Source organism: Streptomyces sp. Z26 (assembly GCF_003665095.1).
Classification (GTDB): Bacteria; Actinomycetota; Actinomycetes; order Streptomycetales; family Streptomycetaceae; genus Streptomyces; species Streptomyces phytohabitans.
Map to the genome: position 1 here is coordinate 2,207,719 of NZ_RCHV01000002.1, position 22,538 is coordinate 2,230,256.

A 22,538-nucleotide genomic window follows, 5' to 3' on the forward strand; every position below is an offset into this window, starting at 1 on the left:
TGGGGCGGTGGGGCCCGTGGGGCCCGGTGCGTCCCGTGGGGTTCCGTGGGGCCGTACGTCTCGCGCACGCGTACGGCCCGACACGTACCGAGCGTGTCAACGGCACGTGTCCTCCGCCGACCGCCACGGTTTCCCCAGTGTTACGCGCGCCGGGCCGACACCTCACCGCGCCCCGCCGGGCCCCCGCCCCGCGCCTCCCCTGCCGCTACAGGGCCGTGTGGGAGAGCCAGTGGTCCACCAGGGCGCGGTCACCGGTGATCTTGACCGCCGGGGAGTCGGCCGGGAGGCGCCGGGCCAGGACGAGCATCACGTCCGCCACCGGCCCGGACACCGTGACGTCCGCCTCGGGCGCCGGGTCCGCCGCCGGTACGTGCCGCCAGCTCACACCCTCGGGCGTACGGGTGACCAGCCAGCCCGGTACGGACGTCTCGTCCGGCCGCAGGCTCAACGTCTGCCCCTCGCCGCGCAGTTGGGCGAAACCGGGGAGCGCGGCGACGGCCGCGGGGGTACCGGCGATCTCCAGCAGCTCGTTCAGCGCGTCGGCGGCGAGGTCCGCGTCGATCGCGTAGCCGAGGCCCGCGCTCGTGTCGGCGCCCGCGCCGACGCCCGTGAGCAGCGCGTCCGCGTAGTGGACCGACGTGTCGTGCAGCATGCGCCGGGGCCAGAACGCCGCGGGCCGCTCCCCCACCAGCGTCCACACGACGGTGGCCGGGCCGATGTCCCGTACGGCGGCGGCCAGTTCGGCGGCGCCCGTGTTCAACCAGTCGGCCCAGGCGGCCGGTTCACCCGGGTCGGCCTGCGCCGGGTCGGGTACGGCGTCGGGGCGGCCCGTCCGTACGATCGCCGCGCCCCACCGGTGCGCCTGTCCGACGTGCGCGGTGAGTTGGCGCAGCGCCCAGTCCGGGCAGGTGGGCACGGTCGCGTCCGGGTCACCGTCCCGCACGGCGTCCGCGAAGCGGGCCGTCTGCGTCAGCAGCCCCTCGATGAACCGCTCGGCCGCCGCCTCGACGGCCCCCGCGCCCGTTCCCGCGCCCGTCTCCGTACCGCTGTCGATCCCCATTGACCCGCTCCTCCGTGCCGTTCGCCCGCTCGCCTGCCGCGCGGCGCTCCTGGCGCGCCGCCGTCCCCGTACCGTAGGAACTCCAGCCGGGTGGAGGTTCAAGTGAGTGTGAGCGGTCCCACAGCGGGCGGCGGCGGAACGGCGCTCGGCATCGGGGAGTTGGCACGGCAGACCGGCGTGCCCGTCCGCACCATCCGCTTCTACTGCGACGAGGGCGTCCTCGAATCCGACCGCAGCTCCGGCGGCCACCGCCGCTTCGCGCCCTCCGCCGTCGAACGGCTCGCTCTCGTACGGCGGTTGCGCGCCCTCGGGCTCGGCCTGCCGTCGATCACGGACGTGCTCACCGGGCGGCGTTCCGTGGGTGAGGCGGTCTCCGCCGAACGGGCCGCGCTGGACGTGGAGTTGTCGGCGCTCGCGTGGCGCCGCGCCTGCCTGCGCGCCGTCGAGGAGGCCGGGCCCGCCGAACGGGCCGCCCGCCTCGACCTGCTCACCGCAGCCGAGGACGGCCGCGCCGCGCACGGCCTGCTCACCGACTTCTGGCGCCGGATGGCGGTGGCGCCGCTGCCGGAGGACAGCCTGGCGGCTTTCGTCGCGATGGCCGCGCCGGAGCCGCCCGCCGACCCGACGCCCGAACAGGTCGTCGCCTACGCCGAGTTGATCGTCCTCGCCCGCGACCGTTCCCTCACCCGCGACATGGTGCGGCGCGCGCACGCCAACATGCGGCAGATCTCCGACGAGAACGCCCTCCTCACCGGCATCGGTGAGGCGTGCCGGATGGCCGAACCGCTGCTCGCGGCCGGGCGGGGGCCGGGCCCCAGCGGCGCGTTGGACCGCTACGTCGCGGCGCACGCGTCCGTACGCGGCGAGCGCGACACCCCGCGTTTCCGGCGCACCCTCCTGACCCACGTGGCGGTGGACCGCGACCCACGCATGCACCGTTACTGGGGCCTGGTCGGCGCGGTCTCCGCCGAGCCCCTGCCGGTGGGCACGGCGCACCTGTGGCTGCTCGACTCCCTCGAACGGGCCGTGGAGCCGGAGGGCCCCGCCACCGCGAGCCGGTAACGGCAGCGGTCATCCCTCACGTGTCCCCCGGGCAACGCGTTCACGTGCTCCTGCCCGCGCCGAGAACTCCGCCCGTGCGCGCGTACGGGCCGAACTCGCACCACACCACCTTGCCCGGCCGCCGCGTCCCGACGCCCCACTTGTCGGACAGCGCCTCGACGAGCAGCAGTCCGCGCCCGTTCTCCCCGTCCTCGTTCGGGCCCGTCCGCGCGCGCGGGTGGCCGTTTCCGCTGTCGTGGACCTCGATCCGCAGTCCACGGTCGGTGTTCAGCCACAGATGGAGGCGGTAGCCACGGCCGGAGGGAACGCCGTGCAGCAGCGCGTTCGTCGCCAGTTCGCTCACGCACAGCAACACGTCGTCCGCGCGCGCGGTGCCGCCCCAGTCGAGCAGCGCGCGGCGGGTGAACGCGCGCGCGGCGGGCACGGAACGGCGCTCCCGGCGGAAGAAGCGCTGGCGGTGACGGGGCAGTTGGGTGGTGGAGTCCATGGCGCCGATCGTCGCCTTCTGCGAGCACCGGTGAGCAGCGAGTGAGCCCGTACAAAAAATCCGTACGGGTTTATCCGGGTCGATTCCGGGATCCACGGGGGAGCACTGCTTCATGAACCCGAAGCACCAGAGGAAACAGCGCAAGAAGAACGCCTCCGCGATGCGCCTCGTCGGCGCGCAGGTCGGCTTGTTCCGGCGGGCGGCGTCTCTGACGCAGACACAGCTTGCGGAACAGGTCTGCGCGGACTACGAGACCATCGCCTCCATCGAGCAGGGCCGCCGCCTGCTGAAGCCGGACCTGGCGGCGGAGCTGGACGAACTGCTGGAGACCAAGGGCGCGTTGACGGTGGCCCTGGAGAACATGCCGGAGATGGACAAGTACCCGATCTGGGCCGCCGAGTTCGTGGACCGCGAGTCGGACGCGGTGGCGCTGTGCTCGTTCCAGACCCAGGCGGTGCCGGGGCTGCTCCAGACCGAGGCGTACGCACGGGCGGTCTTCCGCAGCCGCGTACCGGCGCTGAGTGAGGACGAGATCGAGCACCAGGTGGCGGCGCGGATGGAACGGCAGGAGATCCTGGAGCGGAAGGTCCCGCCGAGCGCCAGCTTCATCCTCTCGGAAGCCGTGCTGATGGACCGGCTGGGCGGGCCGGTGGTGTTCCGTGAGCAGCTGCGCCACCTGCGGCGGTGCGCCGAACTTCCCGGTATCTCGCTCCAGATCATGCCGTTCGGCAGGGAGACCCATGCCGCGCTCGACGGACCCTTCGTCCTGCTTGAGACCCCGGACCACGAGCACCTGGCGTACATGGAAACGCAGCGCGGCAGCCAGCTCATTTCGGACCAGGACGAGGTCAGCATCCTCGCGCAGAAATATGCGATGCTGCGGACGCAGGCCCTCAACCCCGAGGATTCCAGGGCCCTGTTGGACCGGCTGCTAGGAGAGTCATGAACAGCGAACTGGTGTGGTTCAAGTCGAGCTACAGCGGCAGCGAGGGCGGCGACTGCGTCGAAGTCGCCTACGACTGGCACAAGTCCAGCTACAGCGGCAGCGAAGGCGGGAACTGCGTCGAGGTCGCGACCTGTCCCGAGGCCGTGCACGTACGGGACTCCAAGGACGTCACCCGCCCCGGCCTCACCGTCCCCTCCGCCGCCTGGTCGGCCTTCACGGACTTCGCCGCGTAGCCCCGACCCCTCGAAGCCCCCCAACTCCCCGCACGATGACGGCATCCGGCCACCGGGTGCCGTCATCTTCGCGAAGGGCGTTCACCAGTTCGTATGAGTTACCCGGCGGGCGCTGGCATATGATCACGACGATTGCTTAGCGTAGCCACGTGACCACGGAACCCTCACGGACCCCGCCCTGCCGGAGTCCGCCACCGACCCGTATACGCGCCGTATACTCCCCGCCATGGCTGACGCGATGATCCGGGTACCCGCACATGTCCGCGACCGACTGGCCGTCCTGGCCGAGGCCCAGGACACGTCCATCCGCTCGCTGATCCAGGATTTCGCCGAATCCACCTTCACGCAGGAGGAGTTGGACGCGAGCGCGGAGCGCGCCAAGACCTACCTCTCCACCTACCTCGGTGTCGACGTGACACCGGCGGAGGAAGAGGCGATCCAGCGCAAGATGGACGCCCTCGAAGCGGCAGACGCAGTGGCGTGCGCGGACGACACGGAGGCCGCGGAGAAGCCCGCCGACGCACCCTCGACACCACCAGATGCGGCGGCAGCGTGAACAACAACAAGTACTACATCCTGGACGACCCCGCCCTGCTCGCGCTCGGCGGCGGCAACCGCGCCGCGTCGAGCCTGATCGTCCGCGGGCACCGTACGCAGCACATCAAGCTGCTCGCACCCGCGCTCTGCGTGCTTCAGGCGGACCAGATGCGGGAGGGAGTCGGCATCCACGTCGGTGCGTTGGAGATGCTGGACACGGTCGACCTGGACTTCGCCTCGACCCTGGCCGTCTCCCAGCTCGTACGGAAGGGCGTGCCGCTCGGTATCGCCCACGCCCGGGTCGCCGCAGCACCGAGCGCGTACCGTCCGGACGGTGCCACGATCGCGACGGTGGCACCGGAGAACTACGCGCGCGTGGAGGTGCGCGTGCTGGACCTCAACGCGTAGAGCCCGGGACACCTGAAGTCCTGAACACCGAGGGCCCTGAACGGCGGAAAGCCCGTCGCGACACCGGCCGCCGCCGGTGCCACCACGGGCTTCTTCCGGTGGCGCGGAGGTCGACTCCGCGCCAGCGGGACATCGTTCAGGGCTTCGGACTCAGCAGCTCAGGTTGTCGCCCGTGCTGGTGCCGAGGATCTGGGTGAACTGCGTGTACTTGTCGATGCGGCTCTGGACCTGGCCCGGGTTGCCGCCGTTGCACTCGATCGAACCGTTGATCGCGCGGATCGTCTCGCCGAAGCCACGGCCGCCGGTGATCGCGTCGTGGGCGGGCATGCTGCCGGGGCCGGACTGGGTCATCCAGTACCAGATGCCGGTCTTCCAGGCCACGGCCGCGTCCTGCTCGACCAGGAACGGGTTGTTCAGCAGGTCGATGCCGAGCGCGTCACCCGCGGCCTTGTAGTTGAAGTTCCAGCTCAGCTGGATCGGACCGCGACCGTAGTAGGAGGCGTTGCCCGCGGGGCAGCCGTAGGACTGCGAGGTGTCGCAGTAGTGGGGGTAGTTCGCCTCGTTCTGCTCGACGATGTGGACGAGACCGCCGGTCTCGTGGCTCACGTTCGCCAGGAAGGCCGCGGCCTCCTGCTTCTTGCCGGTCTCGTCGCCGGTGTTGGCGAACGCCGGGTACGCGCTGAGGGCTTCGACGAGGCCCTGGTACGTGTAGAAGGAGTTCCGGCCCGGGAACATCTGGTTGAACTGGTCCTCGCTGACGATGAAGTCAGCGGCGGCCCCGCTCTTGCCGTCCTGGCCGTTCTGCCCTGCCGAAGCGGTGACGGGAATGAGTACGGCCAGCGCCGCCACCAGGGCGGACACGGCGAACACCGCCTTGATTCTCTTCCTCAGCAGATTCAACACTTGATCACTCCTTGTGGGGGCCCGGCGTACGCACCGGTTTCGCGGAGAAAAGGTTGACTGGCCGCAGTCAACTGCCTTGGTCTATACCAGTCAAGGCGTAGACCAATGTTTTCTCCGGGGAATCTCCCGGTGCGCGGGCTTCCCACGCACGTCCGGGGCTACCGCCAACGCCCTTGCGCGGGAAGCCAGTTGGAATCCGATCGCGCGTCTCGCCCGGTCAGAGGCGCGGCGCGTGGTGCCGGGGGCTGCCGCGCTCCGACGCGGGCGGCAGGTTCCGCGCCGGGGTCTCCACCACGGGCGCGTCCGGCGAACGGCGGCCCGCCGCACGCTCCCAACCCGCGCGGGCGCGCGGGTGGTAACGGCGGGCGGGCGGCACCAGCCTCCACCCGTGATGGACGACGCGGCCGAGCCGCCGCAACCGCCGCTCGTCCCGTACGGTCCAGTCGTACCCGAGGCGGCGCCGCGCCGCGGGCGGCAGCAGCCCGACGGTCACCCACACCGTCAACCGCGCCTGCGGGCCGCGCAGTACACGCCACACGACGTCCGGCAGCCGGGACAGCGCGGGCGGCTTGGCGATCCGGCGGATGTCCAGCACGTCGCGCGCGGGCCGCGTGTCCTCCAGCACCTCCGCGGCCATCCGGTCCCAGTACGCCTGGAACTCCTCCCAACTCCCCGGCACCGGCCGCATGCTCATGCCGTACAGCGCGTACCAGCGCACGTGCTCCGCGTACAGCCGCCGCTTCTCCCCCTCGTCCAGACCGGGCCCGAAGCGGTCCGCGACGAGGACGGTGAGCATGAAGAAGGTGGCGTGCGCCCAGTAGAACGTGTCGGGGTCGAGCGCGTGGTACGGGCGGCCGTACGCGTCCACGCCCTTGACCGTGTCGTGGTAGCCGCGCACCTGGCGGGCGGTCTCGGCGGCGCGCGGGCCGTCGTACACGACGCCGCCTATCGGGTACAGCGAACGGTGGAGCCGCTGCCACCGCTCCTCGAAGAAACGGGAGTGCTCGGCGACCCCGGCGCCGAGGCCCGGGTGCATGTTCTGCATGACCCCGGCCCAGGGCGCGAGCAGCACGCCGCGCCAGTCGCCGAAGTAACGCCAGGTCAGGGAGTCCGGCCCGAGCGGCTCGACCGCTCCGGGCCCACGGGCCGCACCGCCGGCGCCACGGGCGCCGGGCGCGTCACCCGTACCGACCGGGTCCACCGTACGGGCCGGGTCCACCGCGCCGTCCGGATCGCCCGCGCCGTCCGCTGCCGCCATCCGGGACTCCGTCTCCGCCGGGACCACGCCGCCGCTGCCCGGCCTCCCCCCAGTGTCGCAGCCACCACCGAACCCGCCGAGGGGCGGGACCGCGTGGCCGGACGACGCCGGGAGGGATTGTCCGAGGCGGCTGCGAGGATGCGTACGTGACCGATGCCACCGCCATCGCCCGCTACTGGGACGCGGCAGCGTCCTCCTTCGACGACGAACCGGACCATGGCCTGGCCGCCGCACCGACCCGCCGCGCCTGGGCCGACCTCCTCCGCGACCGCGCGCCGTCCGGCCCGGGGGCCGTCCTGGACGTCGGCTGCGGCACGGGGTCGCTCTCCGCCCTGCTCGCCGCCGACGGCCACCACGTGACCGGCGTCGACCTGTCCCCCCGGATGGTCGGGCGCGCCCGGGAGAAGCTGGCCGCCGCCGGGCTCCCCGGCACCTTCGTCGTCGGCGACGCGGCCGAACCCCCCACCGGCGACGCGCGGTTCGACCTCGTCCTCGCCCGCCACCTGCTGTGGACGCTGCCCGACCCGTGGGCCGCGCTGCGCGCCTGGACGGCCCGCCTGCGCCCCGGCGGCACCCTGCTCCTGGTGGAGGGGCGCTGGCGCCAGCCGGACGGGGACCCCACCACGTACGCGACGGGACCCGGCACCCTGCCGTGGCACGGCGGCGTCCTGCCCGCCGACCTCACCGCCGCCGTCCGGCCGCTGGCCACCGACGTACGGGTGGAAGACCTCAGCGGCCGGGCGGAGTTGTGGGGCCACCCGGTCGACGACATCCGGTACGCCCTGACCGCCCAGGTCTGACCCGGCCACCACGGACCGTCGATCACACCGCCCCGGACCGATCCCCCGCCCCGTCCGCTGCGCAAGCCGCCCCGAGGACGGACAGCAGCCTCAGCTTCCCGGCAGCTTCACTGCCCGGAGCCGCCGTGTAGACGACGACACGCACGTCCGACCCGGACGCCGAGAGCACGTCGCAGTCGACCTCCAGCGGGCCGACGCGCGCGTGGTCGAAGGTCTTGACGGCAGTCTCGTGGCGGGCGACACGCCCCTCCGTCCACAGCCGCGCGAACTCCGTGCTGGACCGCCGCAACTCGTCCACCATGGCGGCGAGTTCACGGTCCGCCGGGTAGCGCGCGGCCGTGTCGCGCAGGTCGGCCACGAGCGCCGCCCGGTGCCGCTCCGGGCTCGGGTGACGTACGGGCGCGGTGTCTCCGAAGAAGGTGCGCCGGACGAGGTTCGCCGCATCGCCCCCGTACCCGTCCGCCCGCCCCTCCCCGCGCACCGGCCAGTCGCTCCCGGTCAGCGCCGTCCACAGGTCGTTGTGGTCGAGGTGCGTCCAAGCCGCGTCGAAGACGGCGACGGGGGTGTCCGAGAGCCGGTCGACCAGCCGCCGCACGCCGGGCCCGACCGTCCGCGTGCCCGGCGAGCCGGGACGCGAGCGCGAACTCCGCCTCCGACAGCCGTAGCGCCCGCGCAAGCGCGCGCAGAACGCTGTCGCTGGGGTGGGCGCGGCCCTGTTCCAGCCGCTTGAGGTACTCCGGCGAGACACCCGCGAGCCCGGCGACCTCCTCCCGCCGCAGCCCGACGGTCCGCCGCGTGCCGTGCGCGGCGGACAACCCCACGTCGTACGGCTGGAGGCGGGCTCGCCAGGTGCGCAGCAGCGCCGCCAGCGCCAGTGGTCCGTCCATGCGCCCATTGTCGACCACCCGCGCGGCGGCCCGCGGCGTACGGCCACCCGGGACCGCCCGCAGCCTGGCCCGATCAGGGCCACGCTCGACACGTGCGCGGCACGGGCCGCGCGCGCTCCAATGAATTGGCGGGGCGCCGACGCACGGCCCCCGCCCGCGACTCGCCGCGCCCGTACGGCGGTACGCGCCCGTCGACCCGTACGACGGCACACCTTCCGGCGTACCGCGCCACACCTCTCGAAGGGAACGCACCATGCTCCTCGTCACCGGAGCCACCGGCAACGTCGGCGGCCCGCTCGCCCGGCGCCTGCACGGACAGGGCCACCACGTGCGCGTACTGGTACGCGACCCGGCCCGCGCCGCAACGTTGCCGAACGGGATCGAGCGCGTGGTCGGCAGCCTCGACTCGGCCGCCGACGTGGCGAGGGCGGCCGACGACGTCGAGGCCGTCTTCCTCGTGCAGACCGGCAGCGGCACCGCACAGACCGCGACGGTGGTCGACGCCCTGCGCGGGGCGGGCGCACCCCGGGTCGTCCTGCTGTCTTCGGTCGGCGCCCGGCTGATGCCGCTCGGCGACAACCCCGTCATCGGCGGCGCCCTCGCCGCCCGCGAGGACCTGCTGCGCGCCTCCGGCCTGGAAGTGACGTACCTGCGGCCCAACGCCTTCGCGTCCAACGCCCTGTGGTGGCTCGACGGAGTCCGCGCGGGCCGGGTCGTCGCCGCGACCGGCGAGGGCCGCCAAGCCGTGATCGCCCCGGAGGACATCGCCCGCGTCGCCGCCGTGGCGCTCACCGAGGACGGCCACGCCGGGAAGGGCTACACACTGACCGGCCCGGAGGCGCTGACCGCGCGGGAGATGGTCGCCACGGTCGCCGAAGTGACGGGCCAAGAGGTCGAGTTCGAGGACGTCACACCCCGCGCGTACGCCGAGACGTCGATCACGGCGGGCGTGCCCGAGGAGCAGGCGTACGCGCTGGAAGCGCTGCACCACGTCTTCCGCCTGGGCCGCGCCGCGTACGTCACCGACGACGTCCGGAACCTCACCGGCGAGGCGCCGCTCACCTTCCGCGCCTGGTGCGAACGGCACGCGGCCTCCCTGCGCTGACACGGCGGTCCGGGCCTGCGCCGGAACCGGGGACCGCGTGGACGCACAACGAAACAGCCCCCGCCCCGCCGGTGCACGGCAGGTCGGAGGCTGTTTCCTCATGAGTGGAGATGGCGGGAATCGAACCCGCGTCCAACGGAGCGGAAGGAGGGCTTCTCCGAGCGCAGTCCGTTACGATTTTCTCGGCCCCGGAGATCACACGGACAAGTCTCCGACGGGCTCAGTCACTGTGAAGTGTCCCGGTAAACCCCGTGACCGGGCTTACGCGGTGAGTCCCCTAGCTGATGCCGGAGACCGGGGAGGGAACACCCCCGGGCCGACACTTCGCAAGTCGCTGCTTAGGCAGCGAGGGCGAAGGAATCGCGCTTGGAATTGGCGATTATTTTTTTGCGGCAGATGGTTAACGAGATCATTGCCGCGTTCCTCGGCTCGCTTCCCCTGCTTCGACATCCGCTGTCGAAACCGATCATCCCCATGTTGAGTTGACAAGCCCGACTCCCGGAGGAGCAGGCGCACGGCCCATCGTACGTGACCGACGGGCGCAGCGGCCAGTCCATTCCCGCGCCGCCCGCCCCGGGCGCGCCCCGGCCACGTACGCCGCGCTACGCCCGTTCCTTCCGCTTCACCGCCGACATGACGCGGTCCGCCTCCCTGCGGTCCTGCTTCTCGCGCAGGGTCTGCCGCTTGTCGTACTCCTTCTTGCCCTTGGCGAGCGCCAGCTCGACCTTGGCCCGGCCGTCCTTGAAGTACAGGGCGAGCGGCACCAGCGTGAAGCCGGTCTCCTTGGTCTTGCCGATCAGCTTGTCGATCTCGGCACGGTGGAGGAGCAGCTTCCGCTTGCGGCGCGCGCTGTGGTTGGTCCAGGTGCCCTGCGAGTACTCGGCGATGTGCACGTTGTGCAGCCAGACCTCGGCGTCGTCCAGCTGCGCGAAGCCGTCCACCAGCGAGGCGCGGCCCTGGCGCAGGGACTTCACCTCGGTGCCGGTCAGCACGAGCCCGCACTCGTAGGTGTCCAGGATCAGGTAGTCGTGCCGCGCCTTCTTGTTCTGCGCGATGATCTTGCGACCCGTCTCTTTAGCCATAACGCGGGCCATTTTCCCCTACGACCCGGAGGTGAGGCCACTCAATACCGAACGGGCCCGCGCCTCCGCGTCCCGCGTCGACGGCACCGCGAGGTCCGGCACGAGGCCCTCCTCCGGTACGGCGCGGCCCGACGGGGTCGCGTAGTCACCGACGGTCAGCTCCGCGACGGAGCCGTCGGGCATCTGGTGCGGCATCTGCACGGAGCCCTTGCCGAACGTACGGGTGCCGACGACGACCGCGCGGCCCCGGTCCCGCAGGGCGCCGGTGAGCAGTTCGGCGGCGCTCATCGTGCCGCCGTCGACCAGCACCACCACGGGTGCCTCGGTGTCGCCGCCGGGCGCGGCGTGGAGGGTGCGCTGCGTGCCGTCGTCGTCGTAGGTGGCGACGAGTCCGCCGTCGAGCAGCGCGGACGCGGCGTCGGCGGCCTCGGTGACCAGGCCGCCGGAGTTGCCGCGCAGGTCGAGCAGGATGCCGTCGCCCTCGGGCAGGTCCCGTACGGCGCGGCGCACCTGGGAGCCGGAGTCCTCGGTGAAGCGGGTGATCCTGATGCGGGTCACGTGCGGGGCGAGCTTGTCGGAGGTGACGGTCCCGGCGGTGAGCCGCGCGCGTTCCACGTCGGCGGTCCAGCGGCGGCCGTCCCGGCCGAGGTCCAGCACGACGGGGCTGCCGGGTGCGGCGCCCTCGTCGGCGGTGGCTTCGTCGTCGGCGGCGTGCCCGTCGCCGCGCTTCCCCGTGCCGTACGCCTGCGCGCCCGCACCGTCACCGGCGCCGCCGTCGACCGAGCCGCGCAGCATGCCGACGACGTCGGTGACGGGCCGGTCGCCCACCTTCGCGCCGTCCACGGCGTGCAGCCGGTCACCGGCGCGGATACCGGCCTTGGCGGCGGGGCTGCCGTCCTGGACGCGGGCGACGACGACCGTACGGCGGCCCGTGCTGTCGACCGCGCGGCGCACGGAGATGCCGGTGCCGACGTACTCGCCGTCCAGGGTGCGTTCCAGCCCGGCGTACTCACGGGCGGTGTACGCGGCGGACCAGCGGTCGCCGCTGCGGCTCACGAGCCGTTCGGCCGCCTCGTCGGAGTCGGCGTCGCGGCCCTCGTCCGCCTGGCGGGCGGCGCGCGAGCCGTCCTCACCGGCGGCGCCGGGGAGGGCTCTGTCCGCGGATTCCGGTACGGGGGCACCGGGCTCGCCGCTCCACGACTCCGTGGCGGCGCCCGTCGCGAGGACACCCGCGAAGACCATCGTCAGGGCCGCCCCGCGGCGAATTCGGCGGGGCCGCGCGGAATTCCACATGGCCGACATGTTTCGGAGTGTAAGCCAGACGCGGGCGCCGCAAAGGGAGTTGCCCGTACAGCGCCCGCGTCTTGTGTCACACCTTGAGGTACTTGCGCAGGGCGAAGAAAGCTGCAACGGCGGGCATCAGCATGCCGACCGCGAGGATAAGGGGAAGTACCTTCGCGACCGCGTCCCAGCCGATGAAGTTGATGAGCGGGATCTTCTCCTGGAGCCAGTTGTTGATCAGGAAGAACTTGCCGCCGATCAACAACACGCAGGCGAAGCCCGCCCCGATCAGGCCCGCGATCGCGGCCTCCAGGATGAACGGCATCTGGATGTAGAAGCCCGAGGCGCCCACGAGCCGCATGATCCCCGTCTCACGGCGACGGCTGAACGCCGACACCCGTACGGTGTTGATGATCAGCAGCAGGGCGACCACGAGCATGAGCGTCATCACACAGAGTGCCGCGACGTTCATACCGTTCAGGAGGTTGAAGAGGTTCTCCAACAGGTCCTTCTGGTCCTGGACCTCCTGGACGCCCTGTCTCCCGGAGAACGCGGTGTTGATCACGTTGAACTTGGTGGGGTCGGTCAGCTTGACGCGGTACGACTCCTGCATCTGGTCCGCGGTCAGCGAGTCCACCAGGGGCGAGTCCTTGAACTGCTCCTTGTAGTGCTTGAACGCCTCGTCTGCGGACTCGTGGTAGACCTTGTCGACGATCTCCAACTCTTCGAGGTCGGACAGGATCTGCTTCTTCTGGTCCTCCGTGACGGCGCCCTTGGCGCAGTTGGGGTCGGACTCGGCGTCGTTCTTGTTGCAGAGGTAGATCGACACCTGGACCTTGTCGTACCAGTACCCCTTCATGGTGCTCACCTGGTCGCGGGCGAGCAGCGAGCCGCCCAGCAGGGCCAGCGAGAGGGCGACCGACACGATCACCGCGAAGGTCATCGTCAGATTGCGGCGGAGACCGACACCGATCTCCGACAGTACGAACTGGGCGCGCATGGCGTCCTTTCCTGCTTTCCTGGCCTGCTTGGCCGGCCTGCGTCCCGCGCCCGCGTACGACGCGCTCGCGGCGCCGTCCGGTGCTGGTACGGGTGGCCGCTAGTGCTGGTAGCCGTAGACGCCACGCGACTGGTCGCGGACGAGCCGACCGGTCTCCAGCTCGATGACGCGCTTGCGCATCTGGTCGACGATCTGCTGGTCGTGCGTCGCCATCACCACGGTCGTACCGGTGCGGTTGATGCGGTCGAGCAGCTTCATGATGCCGACCGAGGTCTGCGGGTCGAGGTTGCCCGTGGGCTCGTCCGCGATCAGCAGCAGGGGACGGTTGACGAACGCCCGCGCGATGGCGACGCGTTGCTGCTCACCACCGGACAACTCGCCGGGCATGCGCTCCTCCTTGCCGCCCAGCCCGACCAGGTCGAGGACCTCGGGGACGGTCTTGCGGATCTGCCCGCGCGACTTCCCGATGACCTCCAGGGCGAACGCGACGTTCTCACCGACCGTCTTGTTCGGGAGCAGCCGGAAGTCCTGGAAGACGCAGCCGAGCTGGCGGCGCATCTGCGGCACCTTCCAGTTCGACAGGCGGGCCAGGTCCTTGCCGAGGACGTGCACCTGGCCGTGGCTGGCGCGCTCCTCGCGCAGCAGCAGCCGGAGGAAGGTGGACTTGCCGGAGCCGGAGGAGCCCACCAGGAACACGAACTCGCCGCGGTCGACCTCCAGCGAGACGTCGCGGAGCGCCGGGCGGTTCTGCTTGGGGTAGGACTTGGAGACGTTGTCGAATCGGATCACGGTTTTTGCACCACGTCGGCCTGGGTAGGGACATCGGGAGCCGTCCGGCGGCTCCCTCGGTGGAGCGACCCTACGCGAAGGGGTGCGGGCCGCGCAGTCGGCGTCCGGTACAGGAAGGTTTCCGCCGGAGCGAACGGGCATATTCCCGGCACCGGTGGCCTGCCACCCGCTCACGGACGTGTCATCGCGCGGTGTCATTCTGCGTTCCGGACCGACACCTGGCACAGTGGACGCCGGAGCCTTGGGGAACGAATCACCCGTCGGCGGCGTTGGCCGTCTGAGGAGGAGATCGCATGACGTGGTGCGACCGACTGGTGTGTGCCAACTGCGCGGGCCCCGTGAGCGAGGGCCGCTGCTCGGTCTGCCGTGCCCACCGGGCGCGGATGCAGAGCGACGGGCCGCTGGCCGCGCTCAGTTCGACGGCGCTGCTGGCGTTCCTGCTGGCCGTGATCGCCGTCGCCGTCGTGGCCCAGCGGATGACCACGGCGTGACCACGCGGTAGCGGCCGCACGGCCGTTGACGCCCGAGCCGTACGGACGCTGGTGGCGTACGTCACGCGTCTCACCCACCGTGGCCGTGCGCGAACACCGTGCGAGCGCACGACGGAGCCGCACACCCGGCGCACACCCCCGGAGCGGACACCGGAGAGCCCGGAACGCCTCGCGTTCCGGGCTCTCCGCGTGCTGTGCGCGGTGCGCGCGTACGGTGCCGGGGTGCGTGACCTCAGGCGGCCGTACGGCGGTTGATCAGGCGCGGCATGGCCCGGAAGCCGACACCGCCCGCGATCATGGTCGCGGCGCCGACGAGCAGGAACGTCGTCTCGCTCGAACCGGTCTCCGCCAGCTCGTCCTGCGGCTGCTGGTCGCCGACCGGCTGGCTGCCGCCGACGTCCGGCTCGCTGCCGCCGGTGGCGCAGTCGACCTCGGACTCGCTCAGCTCACAGGTCGGGGTGTCGTCCTGACCACCGCTGCCGCCGCCGATGGTGGCCGGCTCCTCGCCACCGCCGGTGCTGCCACCGTCCGTGGTGCTGCCGCCGTCGGTGGTCGAACCGCCGTCGTCACCACCGGTGTTGCCGCCGTCGTCACCTCCCGTGGTGCCCTCGTCGGTGCCGCCGTCGGAACCGTCGGTGGTCGAACCGCCGTCGTCGCCACCGGTGTTGCCCTCGTCGGTGCCGCCGTCCGCAGTCGAACCGCCGTCGGTCGTGGTGCCGCCGTCGGTGGTCGTGCCACCGTCCGTCGTCGTGCCACCGTCGGTCGTGGTACCGCCGTCGGTCGTGGTGCCCTGGTTGGCACCCTCGTCCGCACCCTGGTCCGCGCCCTCGACGACGCCGACGATGGCGCCCTCGTCAGCGCCCTCCACGACGCCGACGATGGAACCACCGTCGGTGGTGTCGCCCTCGTCCGGAGCCTTCGGGGCCTCCGTCGCCGGCTTGTCCGACGGGCTGACCGCCTCGGCCACACCAGCCGCGGTGAGCGAAGCGCCGGCGACGAACACCGCGCCTGCCGCGATCCGCGCGACGCGCAAGCGCGTCCTGGAATTGGTCATGTGCCAACTACCCCCATTGGATACTCGATCGATGGGGCAACTGTGTGAACGGCCTCCGCGTAGGGGGAACTTCGCGCCGCGGGTCCCCCGTCGTTCCCGTTCGGGCACCGCGCTCATCGTGCTGATCCCGCCCGCACGCGTCCGGTCACACGCCTGCCGAGCAAACAGCTTTCCCAGTTTTCACACCATCGTCAAGCGAGTGCCAAGTCGGGGCGGGTGAAGGGAGTGTGACGCTTCCGACATCCCCGGCGTGCCGCGCTGGTCACCGCACGTGCCGCACCCGTACGTCGTCGGTCTTCACGAACGCGACGCGGTGTCCGAACTGCACGCGGTGGTACGCGACTTCGCCCCGCACCACCTGGTGCTCCGCCGGGTCGAAGGTGACCGCCCGGAAGTACGAGCCCCGTTCCCGCTGCCCGACGGCGTACGACTGCCCCGCGCGCAGCTCGTACGGCAGCGGCGTCAGCTCCTGCCGCGGCACGCCCTCCGGGTACGCCTCCGGCTCCGGGTAGGCCCGCCCGTACACCGGCACGGTGTCCCGGCCGGGCGCGGGCGTGACCACGGCGCCCCTCGCCGGTACGGCGGTGGGGCGGCGCTTCGGGTTCTCGAACCACGCCTTCCGGCCCAGGTACCAGATCGCCGTCCAGTCGCCGCGACGTCCGGCGACCGCGTACTGCTGGCCGGTGGAGGCGCGCGCCCCGGTGTCGTTCACGCCGTCCGTGGACGGGGCGCCGTCGGGGTGGAGGCCCTCGTCGGCGACGAGGGGCGCGTCGGCGCGCGGCTCGGTGTGCAGGCGTACGGCGGTGGAGCCGTGCGCGGGGCAGGCGGTGCCCGCCTCCGCGCAGCCGGTGTAGACGGGCCGGTTGCGCGCGTAGTCGGGGCGGATGGTGAGCAGCTCCGAGTCGCGGCTGCCGGTGGCCTCGAAGGGCCGCCCCAGCAGGGTGAAGTAGTGGGCCCAGTCCCAGTACGGGCCGGGGTCGGTGTGCATCCCGGCGATGGTGGAGGGCAGCGTGCCGGGGACGTTGTCGTGGCCGAGGACGTGCTGCCGGTCCAGCGGGATGTCGTACTTCCCCGCGAGGTGGCGGACGAGCCGGGCCGACGCGCGGTACATCGCCTCCGTGTACCAGGCGTCGGGCGCCGTCAGGAAGCCCTCGTGCTCCAGGCCGATCGAGCCGCTGTTGACGTACCAGTTGCCCGCGTGCCAGCCGACGTCCTTCGTCGGCACGTGCTGCGCGACGTGCCCGTCGGAGGAGCGCAGGGTGTAGTGCCAGGAGACGTACTCGGGGTCCTGGACGAGGCCGAGGGTCCGCTCGTACGTCTCCTCCGTGTCGTGCACCACGATGGAGTCGACGCGCGGGGCGCGCGGCCGGTCGGCCTTGTCGTGGTTGCCGTACTGGGTCTCGCCGGCGTCGTCCACGTACTCCTCGTACGGCGCCGGGACCCACTCGCACGAGACGTTCCGCGGGCACTCCGTACGCCGGTCGCGCTCCGCCGCGCGCAGACCCGAACCGCGCAACTGGCCCTTGTCCGGGCGGAGTCCGGGGTGCGCGGGCAGGGACACGCGCTGGCCGGAGTCGGTGGTGCGGGCGGCGCCGGAGGTGAGGACGCCGAAGACGTCGTCGGCGTACGCCGCGGCGCTCGCGGTGTCGGCGGCGCCCGCGTAACCGGCCACCGCGCCGTACCAGTCGGCCGGGTCGGCGCTCAGCGGCCGGCCCGCCCGGCGCTGCGCGGCGGCGAGCAGCGCGGCGCCGCCCTCGACGTTCGCCGCCGGGCGCTCGCGCAGTTCCCGGGCGGACAGGCCGGTGAGCCGCGCCGCCTCGGGCAGGGTGCGCAGCCGCTCCGGCAGGTCGGCGGCCTCGGCGGCGGCGGGCGCCCCGTGCCGTACGGACAGCGGGCGGGCCGGGTCGCCGCGCGGGTCCTCGGCCGGGCCGGAGTGGTGGCCGGGCCCGGCGGCGTCCGCGAGGGCCGTACGGGCGTCGGTGAGGTGCAGGGGGCCGTAGCCGCCGGAGACGCTCGGCGCGCCCTCGTGGCCGTCCCAGCGCGACTGGAGGTACGCCACCCCGAGGAGCACCTCGACGGGCACGTCGTACCGGTCGGCGGCGCGCGCGAACGCCCGTTGCAACGCGTCCCGTCCGGCCCCGGCGCCGCCCCGGTCGGCCGTGGCGGCGGGGCCCGCCGTCAGCAGCGGCGCGAGCAGCGCGGCCGCCGTGACGCCCACGGCGGCGCCGGTCGCGCGGGTACGGGTACGGCGGCGGGCGCGGGCGCGCGCCTCGCCCACGGGTGCGCTCTCCGGCGGGTCCACCTCTGACGCGTTCGTCGCTGACACGTGCGGCCTCCTCGGCTGACCCGCTGACGGACGCCCCCATGACTACCGAGCGCCCGCGCGCGCGTCAACCGTTTCCGGCGCCGCGCGCCGGTCAGTCCTCCGACTGCTCCTGCTGCTTGCGCCAGCGGATGCCCGCCTCCAGGAACGGGTCGATGTCGCCGTCGAGCACCGCCTGCGGGTTGCCGACCTCGTACTCCGTACGCAGGTCCTTGACCATCTGGTACGGGTGGAGGACGTACGAACGCATCTGGTTGCCCCAGGAGTTGCCGCCGTCGCCCTTCAACGCGTCCATCTTCGCCTGCTCCTCCTGGCGGCGGTACGCGAGGAGGCGGCTCTGCATGACGCGCATGGCGGCGGCGCGGTTCTGGATCTGGGACTTCTCGTTCTGGCAGGAGACGACGATGCCGGTCGGGAGGTGCGTCATGCGCACCGCCGAGTCCGTCGTGTTGACGGACTGGCCGCCGGGGCCGGAGGAGCGGAAGACGTCGATCCGCAGCTCGTTCTCCGGGATGTCGATGTGGTCGGTCTGCTCGACGACGGGCAGCACCTCGACACCGGAGAACGACGTCTGACGGCGGCCCTGGTTGTCGAACGGCGAGATGCGCACCATCCGGTGCGTGCCCTGCTCGACGGAGAGCGTGCCGTACGCGTAGGGCGCCTTCACCGAGAAGGTCGCGGACTTGATGCCCGCCTCCTCCGCGTACGAGATGTCGAACACCTCGGTCGGGTAGCCCTTGCGCTCGGCCCAGCGCAGGTACATGCGCATCAGCTGCTCCGCGAAGTCCGCGGCGTCCACGCCGCCCGCCTCCGCCCGGACGCTGACGACGGCCTCGCGGGGGTCGTACTCGCCCGAGAGCAGCGTACGGACCTCCATCTCCTCCACGACCTTGCGGACCGAGGCCAGCTCGGTCTCGGCCTCGGCGCGCGTGTCGGCGTCGTCCTCGCTCTCGGCCAGCTCGAACAGCACCTCCAGGTCGTCGATGCGCGACCGCAGGTCCTCGGCCTTGCGCAGCTGCCCCTGGAGGTACGACAGCCGGCTGGTCACCTGCTGCGCGTTCTCGAGGTCGTCCCAGAGGTCCGGGGCCGCGGCCTGCTCCTCCAGCACGGCCACGTCCGCCCTCATCCTGTCCAGGTCGAGGACGGCCTCGATCGACTCCATGGTGGAGGAGAGGGACTTCAGTTCTTCGGATACGTCGACGGCTGCCACGGGTCCAGCCTAGCGGCTGGCCGTACGGGCTCCGCCGGTCCGTGCGCGGGGGCGCCCGCACCCCCGCGCACCCCCGTACGGGGCGTATCGGGACACAGCGGAACGATCAGGGCCGCCCGGCCGCCGGAGCGGGGTCGGGTACGGGAGCGGGCGCCGGTCCCGAGGCGGGGACCGGTGCCGACACGGGGACCGGCGTCGGGACCCGCAGGCTGGACGCGTCCCCCTCGGACGTCGCCAGCCAACCGCCGATCCCCACCACCACGACGACCCCCGCGGCCACCGCGCCCAGCCGCAGCCGGCGCTTCCGCAGCGCCTCGGCCTGCGCGGCGCGGTTCCGCGCCGAGCCCGCGCGGCGCGCGCCCGCCGCGCGCGGGGCGCGGGCGGTGCCGTGCGCGCCTCCGGCCAGCTCGTCCGCGCCGGGGACGCGCATGGAGGTGTGGGTGTCGCGGTTGGAGTCCGGGCCCGCGGTCGGCTCCACCAGCGGCACGGCGCCGCGTACCGGCTCCGTGTACGCCGCTTCGGGGCGCGCGGCCTCGGCGCGCTGCTCGTCGTACGCCTCGTCCGGCTGCTCGTCGATGTCCAGCGGCGGCAGGCCCTTCAGCGCGGGCAGCACCTCCCGCAGCCGCGCCGCCAGCTCCGGCGCGCGCAGCCGCGACGCCGGGGCCTTGGCCAGGCACTGGTGGATGAGCTGCCACAGCTCGTCGGGGATACCCGGCAGCGGCGCGACCCGCTCGGTGACGTGGCGGCGCAGGATCGCGCCGGGGTGGCCGCCGCCGAACGGCGTGAAACCGGCCAGCAGTTCGTAGAGGACGGTGGCCAGCGCGTAGATGTCGACGGAGGCGCGCGGCGGCAGGCCCTCGACCAGCTCGGGGGCGAGGTAGTCGGGGGTGCCGATGATGCCGCGCGGGGTCTGCGCCGTACCGCCCCCGGCGCCCGTACCGCCGTCCGCGCCGGACTGCGCGCCGGACTGGCGGAGCAGGGCCGTACGGCGCGGGGAGTCGATGAGCTTCGCGATCCCGAAATCCGTCAGCAGCGCGGGCGGCGCACCGCCCGGACCGGCCTGGGCACGCGCGTCGAGCAGCACGTTCTCCGGCTTGACGTCCCGGTGCACGATGCCGGCCGCGTGCGCGGCGGCGAGCGCGTCCGCCACGTCCACGGCGATCGCCACCGCCGCCTCGGGCGCCAGCCGCCGGTCGTGCTCCAGCCTCGTACGCAGGTCGGTGCCGCGTACGAGGTCCATCACGAGCGCCACCTCGTCGCCGTCCGCGACGAGGTCGCGGAGGCCGACCACGCGCGGGTGGTCGAGCGACTGGAGCGCGGTGCGCTCCGCCACGAAGCGGTCCACGAGGTCCTGGTCGGACGCGAGGTCCTCGCGGAGGATCTTGACGGCGACGGGACCGTCCGGCCCCTCGCCGAGCCAGACCGTGCCCGCGCTGCCGCGCCCCAGGACCTGGTGCGCGGTGTAGCGACTGCCGATCTTCCGTGCCACCATCCGTCCCTCGCTGATCCGAGTGGGCCACCGGGCAGGATGCCGCCGGTGGCCGGGAGTGAGCCGAGTGAGCCAGCGCCTCCGTCGCGGAACAGCCGTCACGGGACGGGGCGCGTCACGGCGACAAAGCTACGCGCCGCCGGGCCCCCGGGAAGCCCATACGGAGGTCATTCGTCGCCCGGAGGCATGAATTGCCCCCTGGAAGTCGACAAATCACCGGACTGACGGACCCGGAGGGCGCACCGGACGGCCGACGGGCGCACCTGCCGGAGGTACGGCGGGTGCGCCCGTGGACGGACGTACGGGTGAGGCGGGACGTACGGGTGAGGCGCGCGTACGCGTGGTGCGTACGGGTCAGCCCCCGGCCTTCTCGACCAGGTCCCGCATCTCGCCGAACAGGTCCTGGGTCTTCTCCCAGAAGCTCTTCCCCTCGTCCCACCACTCCGGGACGGGCGTGAAGTTCCAGATCAGCACACCGATGACGACGAGGATCAGGACCATGAACAGGCAGCCCTTGAGGCAGCCGAGGCCCGGGATGCGCATCGGGTTCGCGCTGCCCCGGCGCGGCTGCTGGGGCTGCCGCGGTTGCTGGGGCGCGGGCGGCTGGGGCTCGTACCGCTGGGGCGGCGGCTGCTGACGGCGCCGGGACGGCGCGGGCTGCTGCGGGGGCGCGTACTGCTGCTGCTGGGGCGGCGGTTGCTGCTGCGCGCGCTGCCGACGCTGCTGCGGCTGCCTGGGCGACTGCTGCGGCTGTTGCGGCTGCTGGCGCTGCGGGCGGCGGCGGAGCGGGTCGAGGCTCGGGTCGAGCGGCTGGACCTGCGTCTGCTCGTTCCGGTCGCGGGCGGCGCGCAGCTGGCTCTGCCACGGGTGCGGGCCGTCCGGCTGCTGCGGGGACTGCGGCGGGCCGCCGGGGCCGGTCTGCGGCATGACGTTCGTGGCCGCGTTCGGGTCGTAGCCCTGACCGCCGGAACCGCCGGGGCCGGTCTGCGGCATGACGTTCGTGGCCGCGTTCGGGTCGTAGCCCTGGCCACCGGGACCACCGGGGCCGGTCTGCGGCATGACGTTCGTGGCCGCGTTCGGATCGTAACCCTGGCCGCCCTGGCCGGTGTTGGGCAGCACCTGGGTGGGCGCCGCGTCGCCGCTGAGCTGCCCCTCCGGGACGGTGGCGGGCTGCGGGTCCGGCACCAGCAGCGCGGCGACGCCGAGCGCCGCGCGCGCCTGGTCGGGCGTGGCGCCCGCGCCGACACCGGCGGCGACCGTACGCAGCGCGTGCGCGAGGTTCGCGGCGCCGGGGCGCTCCTCGGGCCGCTTGCGCAGACACGTCTCGATGACGGTCCACAGCGGGTCGGGCAGGCCCGGCGGGCGCTGCGGCTGCTCACCGAGGTGGCGGTGGAGCACCTCCAGGGAGGTGCCGCCGCTGAACGGGGGCCGCCCCGCGACGAGTTCGTACAGCAGGATGCCCGCGCCGTAGATGTCGACGGCGGACGTCTGCGGCCTGCCCTCGGCCGACTCCGGCGCCACGTACGCGGGCGTGCCGACGAACTCCTGCGTACGCGTCAGCCCCGGGGAGTCCGCCAGCCGCGCGATACCGAAGTCGGTGAGCAGCGGGCGCATGCCGTGGGGGCCCTCGGAGAGGAGGACGTTGGCCGGTTTCAGGTCGCGGTGCACGACGCCGTCGGCGTGGCTGGCGGCGAGCGCGTCGGCGACCTGCGCGGTCACCAGGGCGGCGCCGATCGGCGAGAACGGGCCGTTCTCACGGAGGTAGCGGTGCAGGTCCGGGCCCTCGACCAGGTCCATCACCAGGGCGAGGAGGTCGCCCTCGACGACGAGGTCGCGGGTGCGCACGATGTTCTCGTGGGTGAGCCGCAGGAGGACGGAGCGCTCGCGCAGGAAGCGCATCACCACGTCCGGGTCGTTGGCCAGCTCCTCCTTGAGCACCTTGATCGCGACGGTCTCGCCGGGCTGTCCGGCGACCGCCGCCTCGGAGCCCGCGACCTCGCGCTGGCGGGCCCTCCAGACGGTGCCCGTGGCGCCGCGTCCCAGCTGCTCCTCGAGCAGGTATTTGCTGCCTACCGGCCGCACGTCATGCGCTCCCTGCTGGTCTGTCCGGTCGTGCCGTCCCGCACACTGTAA

Annotated in this window: 22 protein-coding genes, 1 other RNA gene and 1 pseudogene; 8 read left to right on the forward strand and 16 right to left on the reverse strand. The window is 72.8% G+C overall.

The window, feature by feature from the left end:
- Positions 1–205 precede the first annotated feature (205 nt).
- Positions 206–1,060, reverse strand: coding sequence for a maleylpyruvate isomerase N-terminal domain-containing protein (locus D7M15_RS09845; RefSeq protein ID WP_121517164.1), 855 nt, complete (start codon positions 1,058–1,060; stop codon positions 206–208).
- A 108-nt stretch (positions 1,061–1,168) separates the two neighbouring features.
- On the opposite strand from D7M15_RS09845, the gene D7M15_RS09850 reads away from it, so the two are divergent.
- The gene (locus D7M15_RS09850) at positions 1,169–2,122 is read left to right on the forward strand and encodes a MerR family transcriptional regulator (protein WP_240649211.1); all 954 of its coding nucleotides are present in this window, start codon (positions 1,169–1,171) and stop codon (positions 2,120–2,122) included.
- A 40-nt stretch (positions 2,123–2,162) separates the two neighbouring features.
- Here the strand turns inward: D7M15_RS09850 and D7M15_RS09855 are convergent, their stop codons facing one another.
- Entirely contained in the window at positions 2,163–2,609 is a 447-nt protein-coding gene (locus D7M15_RS09855; RefSeq protein WP_121517165.1) for an ATP-binding protein, read from the reverse strand.
- A gap of 112 nt (positions 2,610–2,721) precedes the next feature.
- Between D7M15_RS09855 and D7M15_RS09860 the strand changes: the two genes are divergently transcribed.
- The 4 genes from D7M15_RS09860 (at position 2,722) to D7M15_RS09875 (ending at position 4,733) form a co-directional block, all read left to right on the forward strand.
- Positions 2,722–3,555 carry a helix-turn-helix transcriptional regulator gene (locus D7M15_RS09860; RefSeq protein ID WP_240649212.1) on the forward strand — a complete coding sequence of 278 codons (834 nt, stop codon included), beginning with the start codon at positions 2,722–2,724 and terminating at the stop codon, positions 3,553–3,555.
- Complete coding sequence (locus tag D7M15_RS09865; RefSeq protein ID WP_121517167.1) at positions 3,552–3,788, forward strand: DUF397 domain-containing protein; 237 nt, start codon at positions 3,552–3,554, stop codon at positions 3,786–3,788. The genes D7M15_RS09860 and D7M15_RS09865 overlap by 4 nt, the downstream gene beginning before the upstream one ends.
- 226 nt (positions 3,789–4,014) lie before the next feature.
- Positions 4,015–4,344, forward strand: coding sequence for a hypothetical protein (locus tag D7M15_RS09870; protein ID WP_121517168.1), 330 nt, complete (start codon positions 4,015–4,017; stop codon positions 4,342–4,344).
- Positions 4,341–4,733 (forward strand): hypothetical protein, encoded by a 393-nt coding sequence (locus D7M15_RS09875; protein WP_121517169.1) that lies wholly within the window; start codon positions 4,341–4,343, stop codon positions 4,731–4,733. Before D7M15_RS09870 ends, D7M15_RS09875 begins: the two co-directional genes overlap by 4 nt.
- Positions 4,734–4,883: 150 nt before the next feature.
- Here the strand turns inward: D7M15_RS09875 and D7M15_RS09880 are convergent, their stop codons facing one another.
- Positions 4,884–5,627, reverse strand: a complete 744-nt coding sequence (locus D7M15_RS09880; protein WP_121520518.1) for a chitinase — start codon at positions 5,625–5,627, stop codon at positions 4,884–4,886.
- A 226-nt stretch (positions 5,628–5,853) separates the two neighbouring features.
- Complete coding sequence (locus tag D7M15_RS09885; protein WP_121520520.1) at positions 5,854–6,894, reverse strand: oxygenase MpaB family protein; 1,041 nt, start codon at positions 6,892–6,894, stop codon at positions 5,854–5,856.
- A gap of 146 nt (positions 6,895–7,040) precedes the next feature.
- Here D7M15_RS09885 and D7M15_RS09890 point away from each other — a divergent pair, with 146 nt between their 5' ends.
- Positions 7,041–7,694: a class I SAM-dependent methyltransferase gene (locus D7M15_RS09890; RefSeq protein WP_121517170.1), complete on the forward strand. Its 654-nt coding sequence runs from the start codon at positions 7,041–7,043 to the stop codon at positions 7,692–7,694.
- Positions 7,695–7,716: 22 nt separating this feature from the next.
- Here D7M15_RS09890 and D7M15_RS09895 read toward each other — a convergent pair whose 3' ends face one another.
- Positions 7,717–8,289: a hypothetical protein gene (locus D7M15_RS09895; RefSeq protein WP_346428790.1), complete on the reverse strand. Its 573-nt coding sequence runs from the start codon at positions 8,287–8,289 to the stop codon at positions 7,717–7,719.
- Between the two features lie 103 nt (positions 8,290–8,392).
- A pseudogene (locus tag D7M15_RS29510) lies at positions 8,393–8,836 on the reverse strand (helix-turn-helix transcriptional regulator); the annotation flags it as partial.
- On the opposite strand from D7M15_RS29510, the gene D7M15_RS09900 reads away from it, so the two are divergent.
- Positions 8,835–9,686, forward strand: a complete 852-nt coding sequence (locus D7M15_RS09900) for an NAD(P)H-binding protein (RefSeq protein ID WP_121517171.1) — start codon at positions 8,835–8,837, stop codon at positions 9,684–9,686. The pseudogene D7M15_RS29510 and the gene D7M15_RS09900 overlap by 2 nt on opposite strands.
- Before the next feature lie 102 nt (positions 9,687–9,788).
- On the opposite strand, the gene ssrA is transcribed toward D7M15_RS09900, so the two are convergent.
- The 5 genes from ssrA to ftsE form a co-directional block, all read right to left on the reverse strand.
- Positions 9,789–10,160: a transfer-messenger RNA gene (ssrA, locus tag D7M15_RS09905) on the reverse strand.
- Positions 10,161–10,288: 128 nt separating this feature from the next.
- On the reverse strand, positions 10,289–10,768 hold the full coding sequence (gene smpB, locus D7M15_RS09910; RefSeq protein ID WP_121517172.1) for an SsrA-binding protein SmpB: 480 nt from the start codon (positions 10,766–10,768) through the stop codon (positions 10,289–10,291).
- 18 nt (positions 10,769–10,786) lie between these two features.
- Positions 10,787–12,070, reverse strand: a complete 1,284-nt coding sequence (locus tag D7M15_RS09915; protein ID WP_240649214.1) for a S41 family peptidase — start codon at positions 12,068–12,070, stop codon at positions 10,787–10,789.
- A 67-nt stretch (positions 12,071–12,137) separates the two neighbouring features.
- On the reverse strand, positions 12,138–13,049 hold the full coding sequence (gene ftsX / locus D7M15_RS09920; RefSeq protein WP_121517174.1) for a permease-like cell division protein FtsX: 912 nt from the start codon (positions 13,047–13,049) through the stop codon (positions 12,138–12,140).
- A gap of 99 nt (positions 13,050–13,148) precedes the next feature.
- A complete protein-coding gene (ftsE, locus tag D7M15_RS09925) occupies positions 13,149–13,838 on the reverse strand; it encodes a cell division ATP-binding protein FtsE (protein WP_121517175.1) in 690 nt (229 codons plus the stop codon).
- A 293-nt stretch (positions 13,839–14,131) separates the two neighbouring features.
- Here ftsE and D7M15_RS09930 point away from each other — a divergent pair, with 293 nt between their 5' ends.
- Positions 14,132–14,329, forward strand: a complete 198-nt coding sequence (locus D7M15_RS09930) for a hypothetical protein (protein ID WP_121517176.1) — start codon at positions 14,132–14,134, stop codon at positions 14,327–14,329.
- Positions 14,330–14,561: 232 nt separating this feature from the next.
- On the opposite strand, the gene D7M15_RS09940 is transcribed toward D7M15_RS09930, so the two are convergent.
- The 5 genes from D7M15_RS09940 to D7M15_RS09960 form a co-directional block, all read right to left on the reverse strand.
- Positions 14,562–15,383: a collagen-like protein gene (locus D7M15_RS09940; RefSeq protein WP_121517178.1), complete on the reverse strand. Its 822-nt coding sequence runs from the start codon at positions 15,381–15,383 to the stop codon at positions 14,562–14,564.
- Positions 15,384–15,645: 262 nt separating this feature from the next.
- Positions 15,646–17,601 carry an N-acetylmuramoyl-L-alanine amidase gene (locus D7M15_RS09945; RefSeq protein WP_121520522.1) on the reverse strand — a complete coding sequence of 652 codons (1,956 nt, stop codon included), beginning with the start codon at positions 17,599–17,601 and terminating at the stop codon, positions 15,646–15,648.
- Positions 17,602–17,800: 199 nt separating this feature from the next.
- Positions 17,801–18,916, reverse strand: a complete 1,116-nt coding sequence (gene prfB / locus D7M15_RS09950) for a peptide chain release factor 2 (protein WP_121517179.1) — start codon at positions 18,914–18,916, stop codon at positions 17,801–17,803.
- A gap of 106 nt (positions 18,917–19,022) precedes the next feature.
- Positions 19,023–20,405 (reverse strand): serine/threonine-protein kinase, encoded by a 1,383-nt coding sequence (locus D7M15_RS09955; protein ID WP_121520524.1) that lies wholly within the window; start codon positions 20,403–20,405, stop codon positions 19,023–19,025.
- 354 nt (positions 20,406–20,759) lie between these two features.
- Positions 20,760–22,487 (reverse strand): serine/threonine-protein kinase, encoded by a 1,728-nt coding sequence (locus D7M15_RS09960; RefSeq protein ID WP_121517180.1) that lies wholly within the window; start codon positions 22,485–22,487, stop codon positions 20,760–20,762.
- Between the last annotated feature and the right edge of the window lie 51 nt (positions 22,488–22,538).

Excerpts from the sequence above, each read along its gene's own strand:
- D7M15_RS09845 (WP_121517164.1), bottom strand. The coding sequence starts at position 1,060 with ATGGGGATCGACAGCGGTACGGAGACGGGCGCGGGAACGGGCGCGGGG.
- D7M15_RS09855 (WP_121517165.1), bottom strand. The coding sequence starts at position 2,609 with ATGGACTCCACCACCCAACTGCCCCGTCACCGCCAGCGCTTCTTCCGC.
- D7M15_RS09860 (WP_240649212.1), top strand. The coding sequence starts at position 2,722 with ATGAACCCGAAGCACCAGAGGAAACAGCGCAAGAAGAACGCCTCCGCG.
- D7M15_RS09865 (WP_121517167.1), top strand. The coding sequence starts at position 3,552 with ATGAACAGCGAACTGGTGTGGTTCAAGTCGAGCTACAGCGGCAGCGAG.
- D7M15_RS09870 (WP_121517168.1), top strand. The coding sequence starts at position 4,015 with ATGGCTGACGCGATGATCCGGGTACCCGCACATGTCCGCGACCGACTG.
- D7M15_RS09885 (WP_121520520.1), bottom strand. The coding sequence starts at position 6,894 with ATGGCGGCAGCGGACGGCGCGGGCGATCCGGACGGCGCGGTGGACCCG.
- D7M15_RS09900 (WP_121517171.1), top strand. The coding sequence starts at position 8,835 with ATGCTCCTCGTCACCGGAGCCACCGGCAACGTCGGCGGCCCGCTCGCC.
- smpB (WP_121517172.1), bottom strand. The coding sequence starts at position 10,768 with ATGGCTAAAGAGACGGGTCGCAAGATCATCGCGCAGAACAAGAAGGCG.
- D7M15_RS09915 (WP_240649214.1), bottom strand. The coding sequence starts at position 12,070 with ATGTCGGCCATGTGGAATTCCGCGCGGCCCCGCCGAATTCGCCGCGGG.
- ftsX (WP_121517174.1), bottom strand. The coding sequence starts at position 13,049 with ATGCGCGCCCAGTTCGTACTGTCGGAGATCGGTGTCGGTCTCCGCCGC.
- D7M15_RS09930 (WP_121517176.1), top strand. The coding sequence starts at position 14,132 with ATGACGTGGTGCGACCGACTGGTGTGTGCCAACTGCGCGGGCCCCGTG.
- D7M15_RS09940 (WP_121517178.1), bottom strand. The coding sequence starts at position 15,383 with ATGACCAATTCCAGGACGCGCTTGCGCGTCGCGCGGATCGCGGCAGGC.